General features: G+C 68.4%; 19 protein-coding genes and 1 pseudogene. 11 read left to right on the plus strand and 9 right to left on the minus strand.

All coding sequences use genetic code 11. The features are described 5' to 3' along the window. Positions 1 to 79 precede the first annotated feature (79 nt). The 5 genes from ACHBTE_RS24155 to ACHBTE_RS24175 form a co-directional block, all read right to left on the minus strand. Complete coding sequence (locus ACHBTE_RS24155; protein WP_394726148.1) at positions 80 to 1,471, minus strand: alpha-amylase family protein; 1,392 nt, start codon at positions 1,469 to 1,471, stop codon at positions 80 to 82. Between the two features lie 240 nt (positions 1,472 to 1,711). Beyond that, positions 1,712 to 3,391 carry a glycoside hydrolase family 13 protein gene (locus ACHBTE_RS24160; RefSeq protein WP_394726211.1) on the minus strand — a complete coding sequence of 560 codons (1,680 nt, stop codon included), beginning with the start codon at positions 3,389 to 3,391 and terminating at the stop codon, positions 1,712 to 1,714. A gap of 162 nt (positions 3,392 to 3,553) precedes the next feature. Beyond that, positions 3,554 to 4,462 (minus strand): sugar ABC transporter permease, encoded by a 909-nt coding sequence (locus ACHBTE_RS24165; RefSeq protein WP_394726149.1) that lies wholly within the window; start codon positions 4,460 to 4,462, stop codon positions 3,554 to 3,556. 13 nt (positions 4,463 to 4,475) lie between these two features. Beyond that, a complete protein-coding gene (locus ACHBTE_RS24170; RefSeq protein WP_394726150.1) occupies positions 4,476 to 5,480 on the minus strand; it encodes a carbohydrate ABC transporter permease in 1,005 nt (334 codons plus the stop codon). Positions 5,481 to 5,590: 110 nt separating this feature from the next. After that, the gene (locus tag ACHBTE_RS24175) at positions 5,591 to 6,859 is read right to left on the minus strand and encodes an extracellular solute-binding protein (RefSeq protein WP_394726151.1); all 1,269 of its coding nucleotides are present in this window, start codon (positions 6,857 to 6,859) and stop codon (positions 5,591 to 5,593) included. A gap of 455 nt (positions 6,860 to 7,314) precedes the next feature. Between ACHBTE_RS24175 and ACHBTE_RS24180 the strand changes: the two genes are divergently transcribed. Next, positions 7,315 to 8,349 (plus strand): LacI family DNA-binding transcriptional regulator, encoded by a 1,035-nt coding sequence (locus tag ACHBTE_RS24180; protein ID WP_394726152.1) that lies wholly within the window; start codon positions 7,315 to 7,317, stop codon positions 8,347 to 8,349. 142 nt (positions 8,350 to 8,491) lie between these two features. Next, positions 8,492 to 9,457 (plus strand): phosphatase PAP2 family protein, encoded by a 966-nt coding sequence (locus ACHBTE_RS24185; RefSeq protein WP_394726153.1) that lies wholly within the window; start codon positions 8,492 to 8,494, stop codon positions 9,455 to 9,457. A gap of 89 nt (positions 9,458 to 9,546) precedes the next feature. Here ACHBTE_RS24185 and ACHBTE_RS24190 read toward each other — a convergent pair whose 3' ends face one another. Beyond that, on the minus strand, positions 9,547 to 12,546 hold the full coding sequence (locus ACHBTE_RS24190) for a bifunctional [glutamine synthetase] adenylyltransferase/[glutamine synthetase]-adenylyl-L-tyrosine phosphorylase (protein ID WP_394726154.1): 3,000 nt from the start codon (positions 12,544 to 12,546) through the stop codon (positions 9,547 to 9,549). 147 nt (positions 12,547 to 12,693) lie between these two features. On the opposite strand from ACHBTE_RS24190, the gene ACHBTE_RS24195 reads away from it, so the two are divergent. Both ACHBTE_RS24195 and ACHBTE_RS24200 read left to right on the plus strand, forming a co-directional pair. Next, positions 12,694 to 13,218, plus strand: coding sequence for a pyridoxamine 5'-phosphate oxidase family protein (locus ACHBTE_RS24195; protein ID WP_394726155.1), 525 nt, complete (start codon positions 12,694 to 12,696; stop codon positions 13,216 to 13,218). Then, positions 13,218 to 13,670, plus strand: a complete 453-nt coding sequence (locus ACHBTE_RS24200; protein WP_394726156.1) for a VOC family protein — start codon at positions 13,218 to 13,220, stop codon at positions 13,668 to 13,670. The genes ACHBTE_RS24195 and ACHBTE_RS24200 overlap by 1 nt, the downstream gene beginning before the upstream one ends. 94 nt (positions 13,671 to 13,764) lie before the next feature. Here ACHBTE_RS24200 and ACHBTE_RS24205 read toward each other — a convergent pair. Beyond that, positions 13,765 to 13,851, minus strand: a pseudogene (locus tag ACHBTE_RS24205) (glutamine synthetase); the annotation flags it as partial. Between the two features lie 130 nt (positions 13,852 to 13,981). Then, positions 13,982 to 14,797, minus strand: coding sequence for a hypothetical protein (locus tag ACHBTE_RS24210; protein ID WP_394726157.1), 816 nt, complete (start codon positions 14,795 to 14,797; stop codon positions 13,982 to 13,984). A 313-nt stretch (positions 14,798 to 15,110) separates the two neighbouring features. Between ACHBTE_RS24210 and ACHBTE_RS24215 the strand changes: the two genes are divergently transcribed. Then, positions 15,111 to 16,346 carry a helix-turn-helix domain-containing protein gene (locus ACHBTE_RS24215; protein ID WP_394726158.1) on the plus strand — a complete coding sequence of 412 codons (1,236 nt, stop codon included), beginning with the start codon at positions 15,111 to 15,113 and terminating at the stop codon, positions 16,344 to 16,346. Beyond that, positions 16,343 to 16,906, plus strand: coding sequence for a flavoprotein (locus tag ACHBTE_RS24220; protein ID WP_394726159.1), 564 nt, complete (start codon positions 16,343 to 16,345; stop codon positions 16,904 to 16,906). Before ACHBTE_RS24215 ends, ACHBTE_RS24220 begins: the two co-directional genes overlap by 4 nt. A gap of 216 nt (positions 16,907 to 17,122) precedes the next feature. Here ACHBTE_RS24220 and ACHBTE_RS24225 read toward each other — a convergent pair whose 3' ends face one another. After that, complete coding sequence (locus ACHBTE_RS24225; protein WP_394726160.1) at positions 17,123 to 17,518, minus strand: GntR family transcriptional regulator; 396 nt, start codon at positions 17,516 to 17,518, stop codon at positions 17,123 to 17,125. 929 nt (positions 17,519 to 18,447) lie between these two features. Between ACHBTE_RS24225 and ACHBTE_RS24230 the strand changes: the two genes are divergently transcribed. From ACHBTE_RS24230 to ACHBTE_RS24250, 5 genes are read left to right on the plus strand one after another with little or no spacing between them, the layout of a single operon-like run. Next, a complete protein-coding gene (locus tag ACHBTE_RS24230; protein WP_394726161.1) occupies positions 18,448 to 18,741 on the plus strand; it encodes a hypothetical protein in 294 nt (97 codons plus the stop codon). Then, entirely contained in the window at positions 18,738 to 19,184 is a 447-nt protein-coding gene (locus tag ACHBTE_RS24235; protein ID WP_394726162.1) for a Pycsar system effector family protein, read from the plus strand. The genes ACHBTE_RS24230 and ACHBTE_RS24235 overlap by 4 nt, the downstream gene beginning before the upstream one ends. After that, entirely contained in the window at positions 19,181 to 19,510 is a 330-nt protein-coding gene (locus tag ACHBTE_RS24240) for a hypothetical protein (RefSeq protein ID WP_394726163.1), read from the plus strand. The genes ACHBTE_RS24235 and ACHBTE_RS24240 overlap by 4 nt, the downstream gene beginning before the upstream one ends. Then, complete coding sequence (locus ACHBTE_RS24245; RefSeq protein WP_394726164.1) at positions 19,507 to 20,157, plus strand: GGDEF domain-containing protein; 651 nt, start codon at positions 19,507 to 19,509, stop codon at positions 20,155 to 20,157. Before ACHBTE_RS24240 ends, ACHBTE_RS24245 begins: the two co-directional genes overlap by 4 nt. After that, entirely contained in the window at positions 20,157 to 20,540 is a 384-nt protein-coding gene (locus ACHBTE_RS24250) for an RRQRL motif-containing zinc-binding protein (RefSeq protein WP_394726165.1), read from the plus strand. The genes ACHBTE_RS24245 and ACHBTE_RS24250 overlap by 1 nt, the downstream gene beginning before the upstream one ends. The last annotated feature ends 3 nt before the right edge of the window (positions 20,541 to 20,543 follow it).

Here is a 20,543-nt window from a genome sequence, read left to right on the forward strand (position 1 = left end):
ACCCCGCGTGACCGTATCGCCGCCGCAATGCTTACAGCAAGAGGCTTGAAACCATCGGAAAAAACTTTCAGTTGGGCGTTCAGCAGCTGGACTTGCCCGCGTAGACGGCCAGGGCGGTGCCGGAGCCGAGGGTGGCGGTGAGCCGGCCGCCGGAGTCCACGGTCACGGTGGTGTTGTTCTGCACGTTGCAGTACGTCCCGGCCGGCAGCGACGTCTGGTACGTGCGGCTCAGCGAGCCCGGCTCGTGGTTGATGGCGACGAAACCCTTGCTGCCGCGCCCGAAGGCGATGGCGTCGCCCCCGTTGTCCCACCAGTTGGTCACGGCCTGGCCGCGCGTGGCGTTACGGAAGGCGACCATGGACTTGATCTCCGGCCAGTTGTGCTGGCACTTCCAGCCGTCCTGCCAGCAGGCGTTCACCGCACCGCCGTTGGGCGGCCCGGCGTCCGTGTCGGAGAACTCGTAGCCGGAGTTGATGTCGGGCGCCCCGTAGGGCCAGGCCAGCATGAAGACATTGGCCAGCGTGTAGGTGGCGCCGTTCTTGTAGTTGAGGGTGGAGCCGTTGCGCTCGGTGTCGTGGTTGTCGACGAAGACGCCGGAGACACCGCTGTTCATATAGCCCCAGCCCTCGCCGTAGTTCTTCAGATAGGCGAGGTTCTCGTTGTTGAAGACCCGCTTGAGGTCGTAGGCGTAGCGGAACTCCTGGACGTCGCCGTTGCCGGTGTACTCGCTGGGCTGGACGGCCTCACCGGAGCCGTGGATGGCCTCCTGCTTCCAGTACACCGACGGGTTGCTCAGCCGGGACTTGATGTTCGCGAGATCGGCCGCGTCCATGTGCTTGGCCGCGTCGATGCGGAAGCCGTCGACGCCGAGTGAGAGCAGGTCGTTCATGTAGCCGGCGATTGCCCCGCGGACGTAGTTCTCACCGGTGTCGAGGTCGGCGAGCCCGACCAGCTCGCAGCGCTGGACGTTCCAGCGGTCCTGGTAGTTGCTGATCTGGCTCGTGCAGTCGTCGAAGTCGAACGACGAGTACAGGCCCGGGTAGTTGTACTTCGTGTACGACGAGCCGCCGGTCCCGGTGCCGTTGCCCGCGGCCATGTGGTTGATGACCGTGTCGACGACGACCTTCACGCCCGCCGCGTGACAGGTGTTCACCATGTTCCGGAAGGCCGTACGGTCGCCGAGCCGGCCGGCGATCTTGTAGCTGACCGGCTGGTACGAGGTCCACCACTGGGCGCCCTGGATGTGCTCGGCGGGCGGGGAGACCTGGACGTAGCCGTAGCCGGCGGGGCCGAGGGTGCTGGTGCACTCCTTGGCGACCGAGGCGAAGTTCCATTCGAACATCACCGCGGTGACGTCCTTGGTGCCGGGCGGGGAGGCGGAGGCGGTGGTGGCCGGAGCGAGAACGGCTGCCGCCGTGGCGGCGAGCACGGTCGCGGTGGCCGTGGCGGTGGCGGACCATCTCGATATCACAGGCAACTCCTTGCGAGGACGGCCAGGCGTCGTTGCCGGGCGCCGGCGTGAACGTACCGCCACGAAAGGTTTACAGCAAGAGAGTTGAAAGTCATAGCAAGTACTTTCATTCACGACCTTGACGCGCTCTGCTCAACTCCCTCACGCTCCCCAGTGGTTGACGCCATGGACGCGAGTGCCCGGCCACCGCCGAAGCGGTGGCCGGGCTGCTGCGGTGGCCGGGCTTGTGTCGGGCGTCGGTCAGACGGTCGTCCACCACACCGTGGTGTCCGACGGGACCTTCGTCTCACCGTCCGCCTCGGTGATCTCACCGCTGGCCAGCAGCACGCGCCCGTACGCCGGGAGCGTCACCGACTCGCCGCTGGTGTTCGCGACGCAGACGAACTCCCCGCGGCGCAGCGCCAGGACGCCCTCGGGAGCGCGCAGCCACTCCACCGAGTCGCCGGCGCCGAGGTCGGGGTGCTCGCGGCGGGCGGCGAGGGCGGCGCGGTACAGCTCCAGAGTGGAACCGGCGGCACCGCTCTGCGCCTCGACGCTCAGCTCGCCCCAGCCCGCCGGCTGCGGCAGCCAGCTGCCCCCCGTGCCGAAGCCGTACGACGATCCCGTGCGGGTCCAGGGGATCGGGACGCGGCAGCCGTCCCGGAACCCGTCCTGGCCCTCGCCACGGAAGTACGCCGGGTCCTGGCGCACCTCGTCCGGCAGGTCGACGACGTCCGGCAGGCCCAGCTCCTCGCCCTGGTAGACGTAGGCGGAACCGGGCAGGGCGAGCATCAGCAAGGTGGCGGCGCGGGCGCGGCGCAGGCCCAGCGCGCGGTCGCCGGCGGTGCGGATCTGGGTGCCGAGGCCGGGCGGGTTGGCGAAGCGGGTGGCGTGGCGGGTGACGTCGTGGTTGGACAGCACCCAGGTGGCCGGGGCGCCGACCGGGCGCATCGCCTCCAGCGTGCGGTCGACGACCGCGCGCAGCTCCTCGGCCTCCCACTCCGTCGACAGGTACTGGAAGTTGAAGGCCTGGTGGAGCTCGTCGGGGCGGACGTAGTTGGCGGTCCGCTCGACGGTCGGGGTCCATGCCTCCGCGACGAAGATGCGCTCGCCGCTGTATTCGTCCAGGATCAGCCGCCACTGGCGGTAGATCTCGTGCACCCCGTCCTGGTCGAAGAACGGCATGACATCGTTGCCCAGCAACTTGAGCTGGTCGTGGTTTCCGAGGTCGGGCAGGCCCTCAGCCTTCACCATGCCGTGTGCCACGTCGATACGGAAGCCGTCCACGCCCATGTCCAGCCAGAAGCGCAGGATGGAGCGGAACTCGTCGCCGACGGCCGGGTGCTCCCAGTTGAAGTCGGGCTGTTCGGGGGCGAACAGATGCAGGTACCACTCCCCCGGTGTGCCGTCGGGCTCGGTGACCCGGGTCCAGGCGGGTCCGCCGAAGATGGACTCCCAGTCGTTGGGCGGCAGTTCACCGTCCGCGCCCTTGCCGGGCCGGAAGTGGTAGCGATCCCGGGAGGGCGAGCCGGGGCCCTCGGCGAGGGCGCGCTTGAACCACTCGTGCTGGTCGGAGGAGTGGTTCGGGACCAGGTCGACGATGATCCTCAGGCCCAGCTCGTGGGCGTCACGGATCAGCGCGTCCGCGTCGAGCAGGTTGCCGAACATCGGGTCCACGGCCCGGTAGTCGGCGACATCGTAGCCGGCGTCGGCCTGCGGCGAGGCGTAGAAGGGGCTCAGCCACACGGCGTCCACGCCGAGGTCGCGCAGGTACGGGAGGCGGGAGCGTACGCCTTCCAGGTCGCCCATGCCGTCGCCGTTGCTGTCGGCGAAGCTGCGCGGATAGACCTGGTAGATCACCGCGTCCCGCCACCAGTCACGGCGCTTGGCGACGGTGGCGACGGCGGAGGTTTCGGCCGGGGCGGTGGGGTGCTGGCTCATGGCGTCCTTGATGCGTAACGGATGAGTGGTCGAAGTCATGGGTGCGTCTTCGCGAGCGGGGGGCGGGAGGACGAGGCGGCCCGCGGTGACAGCGGGGTCGGATGGACACCGCGGGCCGCCGCCCGCGCGACGAGCGCACGGGAGTCGAGGTGAGCCTCGGGCTCAGCCCTTGGTGCCGCCCGCCGTCAGACCGGTCACCAGGTTCTTCTGCACGAAGTAGAAGAACGCGGACACCGGTATGGCGATCAGCACCGCGGTCGCGGCCATCAGGTTGCGCTGCGCGTCGTGCTCACTGACGAAGGTCTGGAGCCCGACCGCGAAGGTGTACTTGGTGTCGGACAGCATGAACGTCGACGCGAAGGCGACCTCGCCGAAGGCCGTGAGGAAGCTGTAGAACGCGGCTACCGCCAGGCCCGGCTTGGCGAGCGGCAGGATCAGCCGCCCGAACGTGCCGAAGGGGCTCAGCCCGTCGACGCGCCCCGCCTCGTCGATCTCGAACGGGATCGTGTCGAAGTAGCCCTTCATCAGCCAGGCGCAGTACGGCACGGTCGTCGTGCAGTAGACGAGGATGAGACCGAGGTAGCTGTCGACGAGCTGGAGCCCGGACAGGATCTGGTACATCGGCACCATCAGGACGGCCACCGGGAACATCTGGGTCACGAGCAGCACCCACATGAACTTCTTGTAGCCGGGAAAGCGCATCCGCGAAACGGCGTAACCGGTGGTGGCGGAGATGACGACGCCGATCAGGGTGGTGCCCAGCGTGACGATCAGGGTGCTGGTCAGCCAGTCGAAGAACTTCGTCTCCTGAAGGACGAACGTGTAGTTGTCCAGCGTCATCTTGCCCCAGATGCCGCCCGGGTGGAGGTAGTCGTCCTTGTCCGGGCCGAGGGACAGGAAGACCAGCCAGGCGACGGGGAAGAGCGCGATCAGGCTCGCCACGATCAGGATGCCGTGGGAGACGAGCGACGTCCCCCGGCTGTTCTCGCCGCGGCGGCGGGCCTTGCGGGGGCGGGCCGTGGTCATGGAGTCCTGCTTGGTCACCGGGGCCTCAACAGTGGTCGTACTCATGGGGACTCCTGCCTCAGATCGCGAGCTGCTGGTCATTGCGGTTCAGCCAGCGGCGGTAGAAGGAGGTGAAGACGATCAGGATGGCCAGCAGCAGGATGCCGTAGGCGGCCGACTGCGCGAAGTCACGCGGCTGCTGTCCGAACCCGAGGTAGTAGGCCCATGTGACGAGGATCTGGGCGTCGGGGGCGGTGTCGCCGAACAGCAGGAAGATGATGGCGAACTGGTTGAAGGTCCAGATGATGCCGAGCAGCACGACGGTGGAGCTGACGGACCTGAGGCCAGGCAGGGTGACGTACCGGAACTGCTGCCACCTGCTCGCGCCGTCCATCTCGGCGGCCTCGTAGAGCGAGGAGTCGATGGACTGCAGTCCGCCGAGCAGCGAGAGCATCATGAACGGCACCCCGCACCAGGTGTTGACCATGATCGCGGCGAACCGCTGCCAGAAGGTGTCCTCCAGCCACAGCGGCGTCGGCAGGTGGAGTGTCTCCAGGAAGGAGTTGATGATGCCGCCGTCGGCGAGCATGAACCGCCAGCCGAAGACGGTGACGAAGGTCGGCACGGCCCACGGCAGGATCAGGATCAGCCGGTACAGGGTGCGCCCGCGCAGCTTCTGGTTGAGCAGCAGGGCGAGACCGAGGCCGATGGTGTAGTGGAGGGTGACGCAGGCCGCCGTCCAGAAGATCGTCCAGATGAAGTGCGACCAGAAGCGGTCGTACGCCGTCTCGCCCCACAGGATGTCGGCGTAGTTGTCGAAACCGATGAACTTGTAGGTGGCCTCGATCTCGTTGACGCCGATCGTGCGGGCCGAGTTGAGGCTGTTGGCGTCGGTGAGGGTGAGGTAGAAGCCGTACACCAGGGGGTAGAGCACGAGGACGCCGAGGACGATCACCACCGGGGTGATCATCGCGTAGGCGTACCAGTGCTTGTGGTAGCCCTGCTTCAGGCGCTGACCGAGCCCGCGGCGTGGCCCGCGGTCACCTCGGGTTTTCCCGGTCGCGCGGTCGATGGCGACTGTCATGGTTCGACAACCTTCTCGAAGTTCGGCAGATCAAGGGGTGTACGGCGGACAGGCCGGTGGCCGCCGGAACTCTCCCCCCACGAGCAGGGAGTTCCGGCGGCCACGCGGGATCACTTGCTGAAGTCCGGGACCAGCTTGGCGATGGAGGTCTCGGCGGTGCCCAGACCCTTGTCCAGGGACACCCTGCCGCCGGCGATCTTCAGCAGCTCGGCCTCCAGCGGGCCCCACAGGGAGCTGTACTCGGGCAGCGCGGGGCGCGGCTGGGCGGCGGCGAGGACGGTCTGGTAGCCGGCGATGCCCGGGTCGGCCTTGACCTCGGCGGTGTAGGCGTCGTCGCGCGTGGGCAGCGTGTTGTTCTTCAGCGCGATGGTCTCCTGGGCCTTCGCCGAGGTCATGAAGTTCACGAACTTCAGCGCGGCCTTCTGGTGCGCCTCGTCGGAGCCGGCGTACACGGAGAGGTTGTGGCCGCCGGTCGGGGCGCCCGCCTTGCCCGTGGAGCCGGCCGGGACGGTGGCGATGCCGAGGTTGGCCTTGTCCTTGAACGCGGAGCCCTTGTAGAAGTTGGTGATCTCCCAGGGGCCCTGCATGATCGAGGCGACCTTGCCGTTGACGAACGCCTCCTGGATGTGGGCGTAGGCGTCGGCGGTGGTGTCGGCCTTGTGCAGGCCCTTGCCGTCGAACAGGCTCAGCCAGGTGCCGTAGCCCTTCTTGGCCTCGGCGCCCGCGACGGTGATCTTCTTGCCTTCGGCGTCGACGGTGTCGGTGCCCTCGCCGTAGAGGAACGTCTGGGCGTAGTAGGCCTGGGTGGAGCCCCAGTAGCCGTCGACGCCGGTCTTGTCCTTGATCTTGGCGGCGGCCTTCTTCAGGTCGTCCCAGGTCTTGGGGGCCTCGACGCCGGCCTTCTTGAACAGGTCCTTGTTGTAGACGAAGGCGAGGGTGTCCGTGGTGAACGGAACGCCGTAGACCTTGTCCTCGTACTTGGCCTGCTCGATCAGGTTCGGCTGGAACTTGGCTTGGTCGGCGAGGGCCTCGGTGCCGTCCAGCGGCAGGAAGAAGCCCTTCTTGGCGAAGGCGGGCGTCCACCCGACCTCGGAGCGCAGGATGTCCGGGGCGCCCTTGGAGCCGGCGGCCGTGTCGAACTTGTTCTGCGCCTGGTCGAACGGGACGTTGACGTACTTGACCTTGATGTCCTTGTTGGCGGCCTCGAACTCCTTGACCAAGGCCTGGTACGTCGGTGCCTCGTTGGTGGCGTTGGAAGTGTCCCACCAGGTGATGGTGACCGGCCCGTCGGCACTGTCGCCGCTGTCGCTTCCGCCGCAGGCCGTCGCCGCGAGGGCGAGGGACGCCACCAGCGCGGTGGCCGCTATGCCACGCCGCATGAGATCTCCTTGAGGGTGAAAGCCCGTTGGGTGGGCCCTGTCGTCACATTCCCGTCGTCCGCCCGTGGGGCGGGCCGCGAGGCGGACGGGAGTGACGACTGGGCCCGCGGGGTCGGCCCCGTCTGCCTGACCCTGCTGTCGTGCCGACTGCGCCGTTGCCGCCGCCGGGCGACGTGAACGTAACAGCGTTGAAAGCACGACGAAAGACCTTGCAGAAAAAAAGTGCAAGAGATCTCCGAAGTTATCCGGGTGTGACCTCTCGGCGACCGCCGTGAGACGCTTCTTTTCAACGGTGGAGCGGTACACCGGGCACTTGTGCAAGACTCTGCAAGCTCTTGCCATCACTTTCACGAGGGAGCGCGATGACGCAGCAGCCCGGTACGGGCCGGTCAACAGGTCGCCCACGACGTCCCATTGGTGTGCAAGGCGACATCCGGCCGGTACAGTCCGGTGCCGTGACCACACGGCTTGCGGACATCGCTGCGCAGGCGGGGGTGAGCGAAGCGACCGTCAGCCGGGTCCTCAACGGGAAGCCGGGCGTCGCCGCCACCACCCGCCAGTCCGTGCTGGCCGCACTCGACGTGCTCGGCTATGAGCGCCCCGTGAGGCTGCGCCAGCGCAGCGAGGGCCTGGTGGGCCTGATCACGCCGGAGCTGGAGAACCCGATATTCCCGGCGCTGGCCCAGGTCATCGGCCAGGCCCTGACGCGCCAGGGCTATACGCCGGTGCTGGCCACCCAGACCCCGGGCGGCTCCACGGAGGACGAGCTGACGGAGATGCTCGTCGACCGCGGAGTGGCCGGCATCATCTATGTCTCCGGACTGCACGCGGACACCACCGCCGACATGCAGCGCTACGAGCGGCTGCGCGCCCAGGGCGTTCCGTTCGTGCTGGTCGACGGCTTCTCCCCCAAGGTGCAGGCGCCGTTCATCTCGCCCGACGACCGCGCGGCGATGACCTTGGCGGTCACCCACCTGGTCTCCCTCGGCCACACCCGCATCGGCCTCGCCCTCGGCCCGAAGCGCTTCGTGCCGGTGCAGCGCAAGATCGAGGGCTTCGTCCGTACGATGCAGGACCAGCTGGACCTGGCGCCGGACGTCATAGAGAACGAGCTGGTCCAGCACTCCCTCTACACCCTGGAGGGCGGCCAGGCCGCCGCCAAGGCGCTCATCGACCGCGACTGCACGGCAGTGGTCTGCGCCAGCGACATGATGGCCCTGGGCGCGATACGAGCGGCCCGCCAGCACGGCCTGGAGGTCCCGAAGGACATCTCGGTCGTCGGCTTCGACGACTCCCCACTGATCGCCTTCACCGACCCGCCCCTGACGACGGTCCGCAAGCCGGTCCCGGCGATGGGACAGGCGGCGGTGCGCACACTGCTGGAGGAGATCGGCGGGACGCCCGCGCCGCACAGTGAGTTCGTCTTCATGCCGGAGCTGGTGGTGCGTGGTTCGACCGCTTCGGCCCCTGGAAACCGAAATCACCCTTAAATCCTCCTTGAGGCGGGGAATCCCCCTGTCCGCCCCTGCGTTGGCAGGAGAACCGAGCCGTCCGCCGGTCGTAGAACATGCATCCTGAACCCAACCGGGGGATGATCGGTCGGGGAAGTCTTTTCTGGCAGACTCTGTGCCCATGGGTGACACGTCCGTGACGACACTGGAAGGCCGGGAAGCGGCCGTTCCGCCCCCCGTCGCGACCGAGACGGGGCAGGGTCTCCTGCGCCGGATGCGCGCCCCGCGTCGCCCCCGCCTCTGGTTCGAGATCCTGCTGATCGCGGTGAGTTACTGGACGTACTCACTCATCCGCAACGCGGTACCTGAGCAGAAGACCGCGGCACTGCGCAACGCCGACTGGCTCTGGAACCTCGAGCATCATCTGGGCATCGCCGTCGAGCAGTCGGTCAACCACGCCGTGAACTCGGTGACTTGGCTCATCGTCGGCATGAACTACTACTACGCGACCCTGCATTTCATCGTCACCCTCGCCGTACTGGTCTGGCTCTACCGCAGCCACCCCGGCCGTTACGCGGCGACCCGCCTGGTCCTCTTCGCCACTACGGGCGTGGCCCTGATCGGTTACTACCTGTATCCGCTCGCTCCCCCACGGCTGATGACCGACACCGCCTTCATCGACACGGTCCTGGTCCACGACACCTGGGGTTCGATGGCCTCCGGCGACCTGAAGAACATGTCGAACCAGTACGCCGCGATGCCGTCGATGCACATCGGCTGGTCCGTGTGGTCCGGTCTGACGATCTTCGCCCTGGCCCGCACCCCGTGGGTCCGGATCCTCGGCCTCCTCTATCCGGCGGCCACGCTGGTCGTGATCGTGGCGACGGCGAACCACTTCTGGCTGGACGCGGTGGGCGGCCTCGTCTGCCTGGCCTTCGGCTACACGGTGGCACGCCTGTGGTACGGAAAGCTGCCGCACGCCCTGCCCCGGCGGGTGCCGCACCCGCACGGGGCGAGAAGGGCACGTGCTGGGGTGCGTCCGCCCGCGGCGGTGGACGGCGAGGAACGCCGCCTCTTGCCCGACGGCGACCGCCCGGCCGAGGACGAACCCCTCCCGGCACGGCCCGGGCCCGCGCCGGGACCGTAGGCGCTACGGACAGCGGCGTAGCCCTCGCTCACAGGCACCAGCGCACACGCACACGCACCCGGCATCCCGCATCCCGCGCCCACCGGGTGTCACCCGCCGTAGAACAGCTCGTCCACGACCCCCCGCGCACGCCGCGTCGTACGCCGGTACGCGTCGAGCATGTCCCCCACGTGACCGGGTTCGTACCCCAGGTAGCGTCCCACGGCGGCCAGCTCACGGCTGTCCGACGGGAAGGTGTCGCCGGCCCGCCCCCGCACCAGCATCACGGCGTTGCGCACCCGGGTCGCCAGCACCCACGCCTCGTCCAGGACGGCCGTCTCCTCGGCCGGGATCAGCCCCGCCGCGCACGCGGCGGCGAGCGCCTCGCGGGTGCGGGTCGTGCGCAGGCCCGGCTCGGCCGAGCCGTGCTGGAGCTGGAGCAGCTGCACCGTCCACTCGACGTCGGACAGGCCCCCGGGCCCGAGCTTGGTGTGCAGCTTGGGGTCGACCCCGCGCGGCAGCCGCTCGGACTCCATACGGGCCTTCAGCCGGCGGATCTCGCGTACGGCGTCGTCGTCGAGTCCGTCGGCGGGATAGCGCAGGGGATCGATCAGCTCGATGAAGCGGCGGCTCAGATCCTCGTCCCCCGCCACCGGCTCGGCCCGCAGCAGCGCCTGCGACTCCCAGACGAGGGACCAGCGCCGGTAGTAGGCCGCGTACGAGTTCAGCGTGCGGACCAGCGGCCCGGACTTGCCCTCCGGCCGCAGATCGGCGTCGATCAGCAGCGGCGGGTCCGAGCTCGGGATCTGGAGCAGCCGGCGCATCTCGGAGACGACCTTGTTCGCCGCCGCGGCGGCCTCGTGCTCGTCGACGCCGTCCTGCGGCTCGTGCACGAAGACGACGTCCGCGTCACTGCCGTAGCCCAGTTCGTGCCCGCCGAAGCGGCCCATGCCGATGATCGCGAAGCGGGTGGGCAGGGTGTCGCCCCAGCCGTCGCGGACGACGGCCCGCAGCGTGCCCGCCAGGGTCGCCGCGGTCAGGTCGGACACCGCCGCCCCGACCCGGTCCACCAGCGCCCCCTGATCGGCCTCGGCGGGCTTCGTCTCGGTGCCGTAGGAGTCGACGACGTCGGCGGCGGCCGTACGGAACAGCTCGCGGCGCCGGACGCCTCGGGCCGCCGTGACCGCCTGTGCGGGGCCGTCGGCGCGGCGCACCGCGGCGAGGATCTCCTGCTCCAGGTGCCGGCGCGAGCGCGGCTCCAGACCGCTGCCGCCGTCGCCGTCACCGAGCAGCGCCACCGCCTCCGGGGCCCGCATCAGCAGGTCGGGGGCGAGCCGGCCGGCCGACAGGACCCGGGCGAGGTTCTCGGCGGCGGCGCCCTCGTCGCGCAGCAGCCGCAGATACCAGGGGGTCTTGCCGAGCGCGTCGGAGACCTTGCGGAAGTTCAGCAGCCCCGCGTCCGGGTCGGCGGAGTCGGCGAACCAGCCCAGCAGGACCGGCAGCAGGGTGCGCTGGATGGCTGCCTTGCGGGTGACGCCGGAGGCCAGCGCCTCCAGATGACGCAGCGCGGAGGCCGGGTCGGCGTACCCGAGCGCGACCAGCCGCTCGCGTGCCGCGCCGGTGCTCAACCGGGCTTCGCCCGGGGCGAGTTGGGCGACCGCGTCGAGCAGCGGGCGGTAGAAGAGCTTCTCGTGCAGGCGCCGTACGACACTCGCGTGCCGCTTCCATTCGCGGTTGAGCTCGGCCACCGGGTCGACGCGCAGGCCGAGGGAGCGGCCGATGCGGCGCAGGTCGGCGTCGTCCTCGGGGACCAGGTGGGTGCGGCGCAGCCGGTAGAGCTGGATGCGGTGCTCCATGGAGCGCAGGAAGCGGTAGGCGTCGTCGAGTTGGGCGGCGTCGGCGCGGCCGACGTAGCCGCCGGCGGCGAGGGCCTGGAGGGCGTCCAGGGTGGTGCCGCTGCGCAGGGAGGCGTCGTGCCGGCCGTGCACCAACTGCAAGAGCTGTACGGCGAATTCGACGTCCCGCAGGCCGCCGGGGCCCAGCTTGAGCTGCCGGTCCAGTTCGGCCACGGGGATGTTCTCCACCACCCGGCGGCGCATCTTCTGCACGTCGGAGACGAAGTTCTCGCGCTCGGCGGCCTTCCAGACCAGGGGTTCCAGGGCGGTGATGTAGTCCTCGCCCAGCTCGATGTCGCCGGCCACCGGACGGGCTTTGAGCAGGGCCTGGAACTCCCAGGTCTTGGCCCAGCGCTGGTAGTAGGCGACATGGCTGCTGAGGGTGCGCACCAGGGGGCCGTTGCGGCCCTCGGGGCGCAGGTTGGCGTCGACGGGCCAGATCGAGCCTTCGACGGTCGTCTCGGAGCAGATCCGCATCATGTGCGAGGCGAGCTTGGTGGCCGACTTGAGCGCCTTGCCCTCGTCGGCGCCGTCCACGGCCTCGCCGACGAAGATGACGTCGACGTCGGAGACGTAGTTCAGCTCATGGCCGCCGCACTTGCCCATCGCGATCACCGCGAGCCGGCACAGCGCGGCGTCCTCCGGGGCGGCGGCGCGGGCGATGGCGAGGGCCGCGCGCAGGGTCGCGGTGGCGAGGTCGGCGAGTTCGGCGGCGGTCTGGGCGACGTCGGTGGTGCCGCAGACGTCGCGGGCGGCGATCGACAGCAGACAGCGCCGGTAGGCGACGCGCAGCGACACGGGGTCGTCGGCCTCGGCGAGCCCGCGCACGAACTCCTCGACCTCGGGGTGCAGGTCCTGCGGCTCGTACATGACCAGCGCCTGCCAGTCGCTGGGGTGCCGGGAGAGGTGGTCGGCCAGGGCCGCCGAGGCGCCGAGGACGCCGAGCAGCCGGTCGCGCAGCGGCTTGGCCGCTATGACGGTGTCGAGGAGTTCGCGCTGGGCCGAGTCGCCGGGCTGCGCTTCGAGGAGCCGGACGAGGCCGTGCAGGGCGAGGTCCGGGTCGGCGGTGGCGCCGAGGGCCTCCAGCAGCACCGGGTCGTTCTTGATCGGTGCGAGTTCGGGGCTCTCCAGGAGGCGGTCGGCGGCCGACGGGTCGGTGAATCCGTGCCGCAGCAGCCGTGTGAAGGTACTGCTCCTGCGCCCCGGCGCCGTCATGGTCCGCCTCCCGTCCGATCAGGGTGGTACGCACCCGATCAAGGTCGTACGCGGTCGAGCCTAGCCGCAGTCCCTGACAGTGGCGCCGATGAGTTACGGCGGCCCGTGCGGTCTGCCCTGTGGAGCGAGATGTCTGGAGGGCGTCCGATGACCGAGAAGCAACCGCAGACCCTGCTGGACGCGCGGTACAGCGACGAGAGGGCCACGGCGACCGACTGGGCCGAGGCCGAGAAGATGCTGGCCGAGGCGGAGCTGTTCTGGATCTCGACGGTACGGCCGGACGGGCGGCCCCATGTGACACCGCTGCCCGCGGTGTGGTCGCGGGGAGCGCTGCACTTCTGCACGGGCCCGCAGGAGCGCAAGGCGAGGAACCTGGACCAGAACCCGAACGTCGTCCTGACGACCGGCAAGAACTCCTGGAACGAGGGCTACGACCTCGTGGTGGAGGGCGAGGCGGTGCGGATCACCGACGACGCCCGGCTGCGCGAACTGGCCGCGGGGTGGGAGGCGAAGTACGGCAGCTTCTGGCACTTCGAGGTACGGGAGGGGTATTTCCAGCACGGTGCGGGACACGCGGCGGTCTTCTCGGTGGCGCCGCGCACCGTTTTCGGCTTCGGTAAGGGTGAACCGTTCAGCCAGACCCGTTGGCGATTCATCCTGGAGGACCAGTAATGGACTTCACGCTCGAAGTGATCCCGCTGCCCGTGAGCGACATCGACCGCGCCCGCGACTTCTACCGGGACAAGGTCGGCTTCCATGTCGACATCGACCAGGAGGTCATGCCCGGCATGCGCATCGTCCAGCTGACGCCTCCGGGCTCGGGCTGTTCGATCGCCCTCGGCGACAGCATCTGGGACATGACCAAGGGCGAGACCGTGCCCGAGCCCGGCTCCTACCAGGGCCTCCAGCTGTGCGTCGCGGACATCAAGGCGGCCCGCGCGGAACTTCTCGAGCGCGGCCTGGAGATCTCGGAGCCGGTCCAGTACGCCCCCGACGACGGCGCCACGTTCATGTACTTCAAGGACCCCGACGGCAACGGCTGGTCCATCCAGGAATACCGCCGCCGCACCGACGAGCCCCTGCACCGCCTGCTCACGGACCTGGCGAACAAGCGGGAGCAGTGACGCCGTGACGCCATAACGGGCGCGGGGCTGCGGCACAGGACCACGACGGACCGCACCGGCCGCGGCACCCGCGCCCCTCGCGGCCAGGTGGGCTCTAGAGCACCGGCAGATTCTTCCGCAGCTCGAACGCCGTCACCTCGGACCGGTACTCCTCCCACTCCTGCCGCTTGTTGCGCAGGAAGTGACGTCGACGTGGGGCGACCTCGCGCGATCGGCACCAGTGCAGCGCTGGCCTGCGATCGAGCGGCCGTCAATGGTTGTTGTTGGTCGCTGTGGGCCACCTTTCGACGGCCCACAGACGGCCCAACGGATCATGGATTCGGCGTAAGAAGCTCGTTGTCAAATTTGATTGACTTCCACTCAATCGCGTTCGAGTCAGCGCGTCCTGTCATCTCCCAGGCAACCCGCTTATATTCGTGCACCGAGATTGTCCGATATGGACGCCCGTTGTAGCGATACTCAGTTTCATGGGTATCTCCCTCGAATTCCCATGACACTACCGGCACCCATGTGCAATCACATGATTTCACACCGACAGTAATATCCAACGTCAGAGTGTCCCCCTGAGCCACGTGCCTTGGAAAGCTTATGCCAGCACGCGGGTCCGACGCGACGCCCACTGACTGAATTCTTCCATCGATGACGGTGTAGGCCTTAAGTGTGCCTCCGTTCCCTCCGCAGCCACTGAACTTAAAGCCTATTACCGTGGCATCCTGCGCCTGAGGAGGATCTTCTCTCTTCAGGGTCTTAATCTCCACACCCTTTACCCAAATGCCACCTTCTCGCCTGGCATTGACGGAGAGAATCAGGTGGGTGTAGTTCGCATCTCCGCCCTTCTCGTATGACAGGAACTCTGACAGCTCTTCTTCAAGATCCCCTCCGAGTGGCACGCTTGGCGGCTCTCCGACATCTTCAGGCGGGGTAGTTACGGTTCGCACCTCCCAGGGGCACGCAGCTCCAGTTCTCCCGACTGTAACCCCCCGCGACTTGGCTACTTCCTCCTCGGTTGGGGATGTCATCTCCGCCCTAATCCACAACACCAATTCCGTAATGCCCCATATGGCCAGTCCCACCAAGATGGGGATGGCGATTATCTCGATGATCACCCTTCGAGAAAGATGCAGCATTTTGACTCTCCTGGTTGGCCATTTGGTCGATAGTTGAACTCCTCCTCATTGCACCTCTCCTCTACATTAAGGCCGTTCTGTCGAACTTGCGTCTGCGAGTGCCAGTACATGAAACAGCGACGTGCCGCGAGGGCAGTTGGTTGACCAAGTGACGGATTCTGAACCAGGCCAAGCCCGGACAAAGGGTCCGGGCTCTTCGCATCGGGCCCAGCAAGCTGGCTCCGGGCTCGCAGCCAGGCAGGCCAGCTACCCACCCGATCACTGGCTCTGTACGGTGAAACGGGCTCCTACAACGAGCAGGAGGCAGCACATAATGCGTGGTCTTGGAGATCACCTCAGCATCGGTGAGCGGATCGCGTTCTACCGGAAACGTCGCGGCTACACGCAAGAGGTGCTCGCCGGTCTGGTCGGGCGGAGCACGGACTGGTTGGCAAAGATCGAGACGGGGCGCCGGAAGGCTCCCCGAATCGACATGCTCGCGGAGCTGTCGCGCATCCTGCGCGTGCCCCTCGGAGACCTGCTCGGTCAGACCGTACTCATGGAGGACGAGAGGCAGCAGGACGACGTTCCGGCCGTGCGTGACGCGCTCATGAGCCCGCGCCGGCTATCTCGTCTGCTCTTCGGCCCTGAGGCTGAGGTGCAGCTTCCCACGCCTGCGCCCGTAGCCGTGCGGGTAGAGCAGGCATGGAACGACTACCAGGGCGGGCGGCTCGGTAGCGTCATCGCGGCGCTTTCCGCGCTCCTCCAGACTGCACAGGAGCTGGAGGAGCGAGCAGCACGGCGCGGCGAAGACCGTAGCGACTGCTGGGCAGTATCGGCCCGTACCCACCACCTCGCAGCAACGACGCTCGCAAAAATCGGTGAATCGGACATCTCATGGCTCGCGGCCGAGCGCGCGATGCGGGCGGCAGACGAGTCTGAGGACCCGCTCGTGTTGGCATCCGCCGCACGGTCCGGCACGCACGCCCTGCTGGCCAACGGCCGATACGACGATGCGTTGGAACTGGGCAACACGGCCGCTGCATGGCTCTCGTCTAAGGTTGCCGACAACGACCCCGCGGCACTGAGTTTGCTGGGGATGATCCACCTGCGGGCCGCTGTCGCGGCTGCCCGCCATCAGGACCGGCCCACCGCAGCCGGTCTGTTGGATCGGGCCGAGGAACTTGCGGATGATCTCGGCTCGGATGAGAACTACTGGCAGACCGGCTTCGGGCCCACGAACGTCCTGCTTCACCGTTTGTCGGTTGAGCTGGACCTCGACAACGTGTCGTACGTGGTGGAACACGGCCGGATCAACGTCGACCACATGCCGCAGGAACGCAGCGTGTCGCACCGCATCGACTTTGCACGTGCCCTGTCGCTCAACGGGCAAGGCGATGAGGCGTTCACGGAACTCCGCACGGCCGAGCGCACGTCACCGCAGCTTGTGCGCAACAATCCGAGGGTGCGCGAGACACTGCGGGACCTGATCAAGCAATCACCGGTCACCGGCGGCTCACGATCGTCCGAGGTGTTCGTGATGGCTCAACGGTGCAGGGCGGTGCAGTGAGTTCAGGCAAGCGTGGGGTGCTCGGAGTCGTCGGGTCAGCGGCCGGAGGCGTAGAGGCGCTGCGCACCGGTCTGGTTGAGCCCGCGATGCAGCGCGGCTGGCAGGTGGCCGTCACTCTGACGCCGACAGCAGGTCAGTGGCTACGGATGAGTGGCGAGGTCGAGCAGTTGGAGAAGCTGACCGGCCTTCCCGTGCGCGATGAACCGCGCCTTCCTGGCGAGGCGCGACCGCACCCGCCAGTTGACTGCTACGTGGTAGCCCCCGCGTCGGCCAACATGGTGGCCAAGCTCGCCACGGGCCTGATGGACAACCAGGCGCTGACCCAGGTGGGCGAGGCGATCGGCACACTCCGGTTGCCCGTCGTCGTCTTCCCTCGGGTCAACGCGGCGCACGCCCGCCACCCAGCATGGCAGCACCACATCGACACCCTCCGGGCGGGGGGCGTACGCATCATCGACGACCCGGACGTGTGGCCGCTGTACGAGCCGCGCGAAGCGCCGGCAGGGCGTGAACTCCCGTGGGGGGCAGTGCTGGACGCCGTGGAGGAAGCCACCCAATGACGAATCGTCAACCTCCCTGACCTGCAAGGAAAAAGGACCCGGACACTCTGTCCGGGTCCTTAGCCGTTCACGGCTGCATGCTCATTTGCATGCCAGGGATCAATGAGCGAAGCGGCGAGCTGTCGTGCATGACTCCAGCTGAACTCGCGCTGATCGAGGCGAGTTTGAGGGACGCGCGCATCAAGGTCGAACGACTACTGAGGCGGGCCGACGATCTCACTGCGAAGGTGGGGTCTCGCTACCCACAAGCCGCTCAAGCCGGTCAAGCCGCTCTCCGAGCGAATGGAGAGCGTCATGGATCGTGCTGAGCTCTGCGGCCAGGGCCACGAAAGCGGGGCTACTGCCCGGCTGGGTGCCGAGGGGTACCTCAGGGTCGCGGACGAACGTCCCGCGTCCCTGCTGGGTGAGAACCAGCCCCTCATCACGGAGTTGGCCGTAGGCGTTCTGAACAGTCATGAGCTGCACGCCAAGCTCCTTGGCGAGCGCGCGAGCTGCTGGTAGCCGATCACCTGCACCGTACGCGCGATCGGGGCCCGTGATCTTCTCGCGAAACTGCGCCGCAATCTCCCTGGCCGTCGGCGTGGGCTTAGGCACCTCGGGGCTCTGATCCATACCTCCGAGAGTAACTGGACCTAGGTCAATCTCCCGCCATCTAAGCATCACCCCTTGACACTCAGATTGACATAGGTCAATCTAGGCGGGTCAGAGGAAGAGGTCAGAAGGGGCTTCGTAGGCCCTGCCTGCAAGTCTCTGACCTGCAAGAACGCGCCAGAAGGCCCCGTCGGACCCGCTTGCACGCGGCCCGTGCGGCAGTGGGAGACGTAGAAGTCCGCCGTCTTCACGGATTGATCGGTGTCATCGGCTAAGCCGTTGGTCTGACCCTCGGGCGTAGACCCAGGGACCGGACCGGCGGGGATCCCGGTGATTGGGCTGCACCCGGTCCATGACAGGTAGCCATTCCAGGGAGATCGACTCAGCGAGTGACGACTGAGTGACGCGGTGACCGCGCGCCGTCCAAGAGGAGGCGGAGTAAGGCGCATACGGGAGCCGCGAGACGACGGTGGCGGGCTTGCCCGTCACTCGTCATGCGGGCAGGGCGCCAGCCTCACGTCGGCGCCCTGCCCGTTTGATGAGGAAGCAGAGCGGTCCCCCGGGTGGCACCCCGGAGGACCGCGTACAGGCACCTGATTGGGAGGCACCTGTGGTCACGAGTCTGACAGACGCGGAGCGCGACGAACTGTCGCGGAGGGTTCAGGACCAGAACAAGCGCAGCGAGGACGATGCACGTGCCCGGGGCGGCCGTTGATGGCCGGCGAGGAGCACGAGAAGACCAAGGACCCGCTGCCGCCGCGTCCGCGCGGTCCGCACCCGTACTGACGCTCAACCGCCCCGATGGTCGCAGGCCCGGTTCGACTCCCGGCCGGGGCGCTCCGGCCCGCCGCCTTGCGCGGCGGCGCCGCACTTCCGGACCAGCCGCCGCCCCTTGGGGGTGCTCTCGCGGCCTCCGGCACCTTCTCTGCCCCTTCGACATGGGAGCTCCCATGCGCAATTACGTCTGTGGCCATCGTGCCGACACACCAGAGGACTTCGCCGAACTGGCCCTCGGCACGCCGGCCGAACTGTGGCTGGGGGTTGAGGGCGAGAGTGAGGAGGAGCGGGCGGCGCGGTTGGACGCGGCCCGGGACATCCTCGCCGACCCCGAGTACCGCAGCCTGGCGGACGATCTGATCCGCCTGGCCGCGCGGGTCGTGGACGAGAATCCGGACCTGTTCAATGTGGTTCCGCTGGCTCGCCCCGCCCGCCGGCGTCCCGTACGCCGGGGGGTTGCGGCATGAGCGCGGCTGGACAGGGCCTGACGGCTGCTCATGCCGAGGTGAAGGCTGAGATTGCGCGGACCGACACGAAGACGGGCCTGCTGTTGGCGTTCGTCGGTGCGGTGCTCGCCGGCGCCTGGACGGTTGCGCGTGACCTGCCGCTGAACGTTCCCGCCTGCGTGGCGGGTGGTCTCGGCCTGGTCCTGCTGCTCGCGGCGGCTGCTCTGTTATTGCGGTCGGTGCGGCCGAACCTTCGCGGCGGGCACGGTTTCCCGCTGTGGGCCTCGCTGGCGCCCGAGGAGATTCCCGCCGTCGTCTCTGGCGATCTCGCCGCTGATGTGGCGGGGCTGTCCCGGCTGGCGATGTGCAAGTTCACCTGCCTGCGCCGCGCGATCGACCTGACCTGTGCGGGCGGCGCCCTGCTCATCTTGGCCGCGCTGCTCGCGCTGGGGGGTACGGCATGAGCGAGGGTCTGACGCTGGACGGTCTTGTGGTAGCGCTGCGGTCGCTGCGCCTGCTGGCCGTGGACTTCGGGCACCTGCCCGCGCCGTGCGTGGACGTGAGCACCTACTTCCCCGACCGGTTGGCACTGTCGTTCCACGACGACCTGGCGGGCTTCGAGACCTGGCGCGAAGCACTCGGCATTGCCCCGGACGCGGTATCGCACCGCACGCAGAGCGACGGCCGCACGCGCGTGTTGAAGGCGACCGCGGACTATGCGGGCGCGGCACTGGAACTGACCGCCTTCGCCGACATCGCCGTCCCGGTGCCGGTTGGGGGTGCGGCATGAGCGCTCTGGCCACGGTCCTGCTGTCCGCGCTGCCTCTGGGCGCTGGGTGGGCGTTGCATGTGTGGTGGCTGCGCGGCTGCCTGAACACGGCACGGCGTGACCCGCTCACCGGGTTACGCACCCGCGACGGCTTCACCCGCCGCGCCACCGTCCTGCTCAAGGACCCGCGCGCGGTCGTCGTGCTCGCCGACGTCGACAAGTTCAAGGACATCAACGACCGCCACGGGCACGCGGCCGGGGACGCGCTGCTGAAGGCGATCGCGAACCGGCTCGCCCACCACGTCGGCCGGTCCGGGGTGGCCGGGCGGCTCGGAGGAGATGAGTTCGCGGCCGTCCTGATAGACCACCACGGCACCGCTGGTGACCTGCTCGCCGTGCTGCATGGTGTGCTGGCCCGGCCGGTCGACGGCCACGATCCGGCCCTGCGCACCACGGTGTCGCTCGGCTGGGTGCGCGCGGCGGACTTCCCCGCCGATGACCTGTCCGGCCTGCTGCGGCGGGCGGATGAGGCGATGTACGCCGCCAAGCAGGCACGCGCCGGAATGCGCCGGGCCGGGCTCGGCAGGCTGTTCGCCACCGTCACCGGCCGCCGCGCCGGCCGCACCGGCGCACGCCAGGACCCGCCCGTGGTGGCGGTGGCTGCCTGATGGCCGCCTACGGCAAGTGCTTCGACCCAACCGGCGCCCGCTACGGGGTGCCCACGTACCCGTGGCAGTTCGCCCCGGACGGCTACGCCACCCGCCGCCAGCTGCGCGAGCGCGGCTTACGGCCCGGCGGTCAGCCGATCGCCGGGCAGGTGATGCGCCGGCACCGGGGCCGCAAGGCCGGGGTGCAGGTCGCCTACCTCTACCGCGAGGACCTGGCCAAGCCCGTGCGGCCGATGACGTCGCGCAAGTGGGGCGCGCTCGCGCTGGCCATGCTCGCCCGGCGCACCTGTCCCAAGTGCCGGATCACCTACAGCTACTGCATGCCGACCTCGCTCGGCATGTGCGTGCTGTGCGCCTACCCCGACGATCAGAACAAGGAGTGAGAT

It is taken from the genome of Streptomyces sp. M41 (assembly GCF_043673425.1).
GTDB lineage: Bacteria > Actinomycetota > Actinomycetes > Streptomycetales > Streptomycetaceae > Streptomyces.

What these genes read in the sequence shown, in the direction of transcription:
- ACHBTE_RS24160 (WP_394726211.1), bottom strand. Translation starts at nt 3,391, where the DNA reads ATGAGCCAGCACCCCACCGCCCCGGCCGAAACCTCCGCCGTCGCCACC.
- ACHBTE_RS24165 (WP_394726149.1), bottom strand. Translation starts at nt 4,462, where the DNA reads ATGAGTACGACCACTGTTGAGGCCCCGGTGACCAAGCAGGACTCCATG.
- ACHBTE_RS24170 (WP_394726150.1), bottom strand. Translation starts at nt 5,480, where the DNA reads ATGACAGTCGCCATCGACCGCGCGACCGGGAAAACCCGAGGTGACCGC.
- ACHBTE_RS24175 (WP_394726151.1), bottom strand. Translation starts at nt 6,859, where the DNA reads ATGCGGCGTGGCATAGCGGCCACCGCGCTGGTGGCGTCCCTCGCCCTC.
- ACHBTE_RS24185 (WP_394726153.1), top strand. Translation starts at nt 8,492, where the DNA reads ATGGGTGACACGTCCGTGACGACACTGGAAGGCCGGGAAGCGGCCGTT.
- ACHBTE_RS24190 (WP_394726154.1), bottom strand. Translation starts at nt 12,546, where the DNA reads ATGACGGCGCCGGGGCGCAGGAGCAGTACCTTCACACGGCTGCTGCGG.
- ACHBTE_RS24195 (WP_394726155.1), top strand. Translation starts at nt 12,694, where the DNA reads ATGACCGAGAAGCAACCGCAGACCCTGCTGGACGCGCGGTACAGCGAC.
- ACHBTE_RS24200 (WP_394726156.1), top strand. Translation starts at nt 13,218, where the DNA reads ATGGACTTCACGCTCGAAGTGATCCCGCTGCCCGTGAGCGACATCGAC.
- ACHBTE_RS24210 (WP_394726157.1), bottom strand. Translation starts at nt 14,797, where the DNA reads ATGCTGCATCTTTCTCGAAGGGTGATCATCGAGATAATCGCCATCCCC.
- ACHBTE_RS24215 (WP_394726158.1), top strand. Translation starts at nt 15,111, where the DNA reads ATGCGTGGTCTTGGAGATCACCTCAGCATCGGTGAGCGGATCGCGTTC.
- ACHBTE_RS24225 (WP_394726160.1), bottom strand. Translation starts at nt 17,518, where the DNA reads ATGGATCAGAGCCCCGAGGTGCCTAAGCCCACGCCGACGGCCAGGGAG.
- ACHBTE_RS24230 (WP_394726161.1), top strand. Translation starts at nt 18,448, where the DNA reads ATGCGCAATTACGTCTGTGGCCATCGTGCCGACACACCAGAGGACTTC.
- ACHBTE_RS24235 (WP_394726162.1), top strand. Translation starts at nt 18,738, where the DNA reads ATGAGCGCGGCTGGACAGGGCCTGACGGCTGCTCATGCCGAGGTGAAG.
- ACHBTE_RS24240 (WP_394726163.1), top strand. Translation starts at nt 19,181, where the DNA reads ATGAGCGAGGGTCTGACGCTGGACGGTCTTGTGGTAGCGCTGCGGTCG.
- ACHBTE_RS24245 (WP_394726164.1), top strand. Translation starts at nt 19,507, where the DNA reads ATGAGCGCTCTGGCCACGGTCCTGCTGTCCGCGCTGCCTCTGGGCGCT.
- ACHBTE_RS24250 (WP_394726165.1), top strand. Translation starts at nt 20,157, where the DNA reads ATGGCCGCCTACGGCAAGTGCTTCGACCCAACCGGCGCCCGCTACGGG.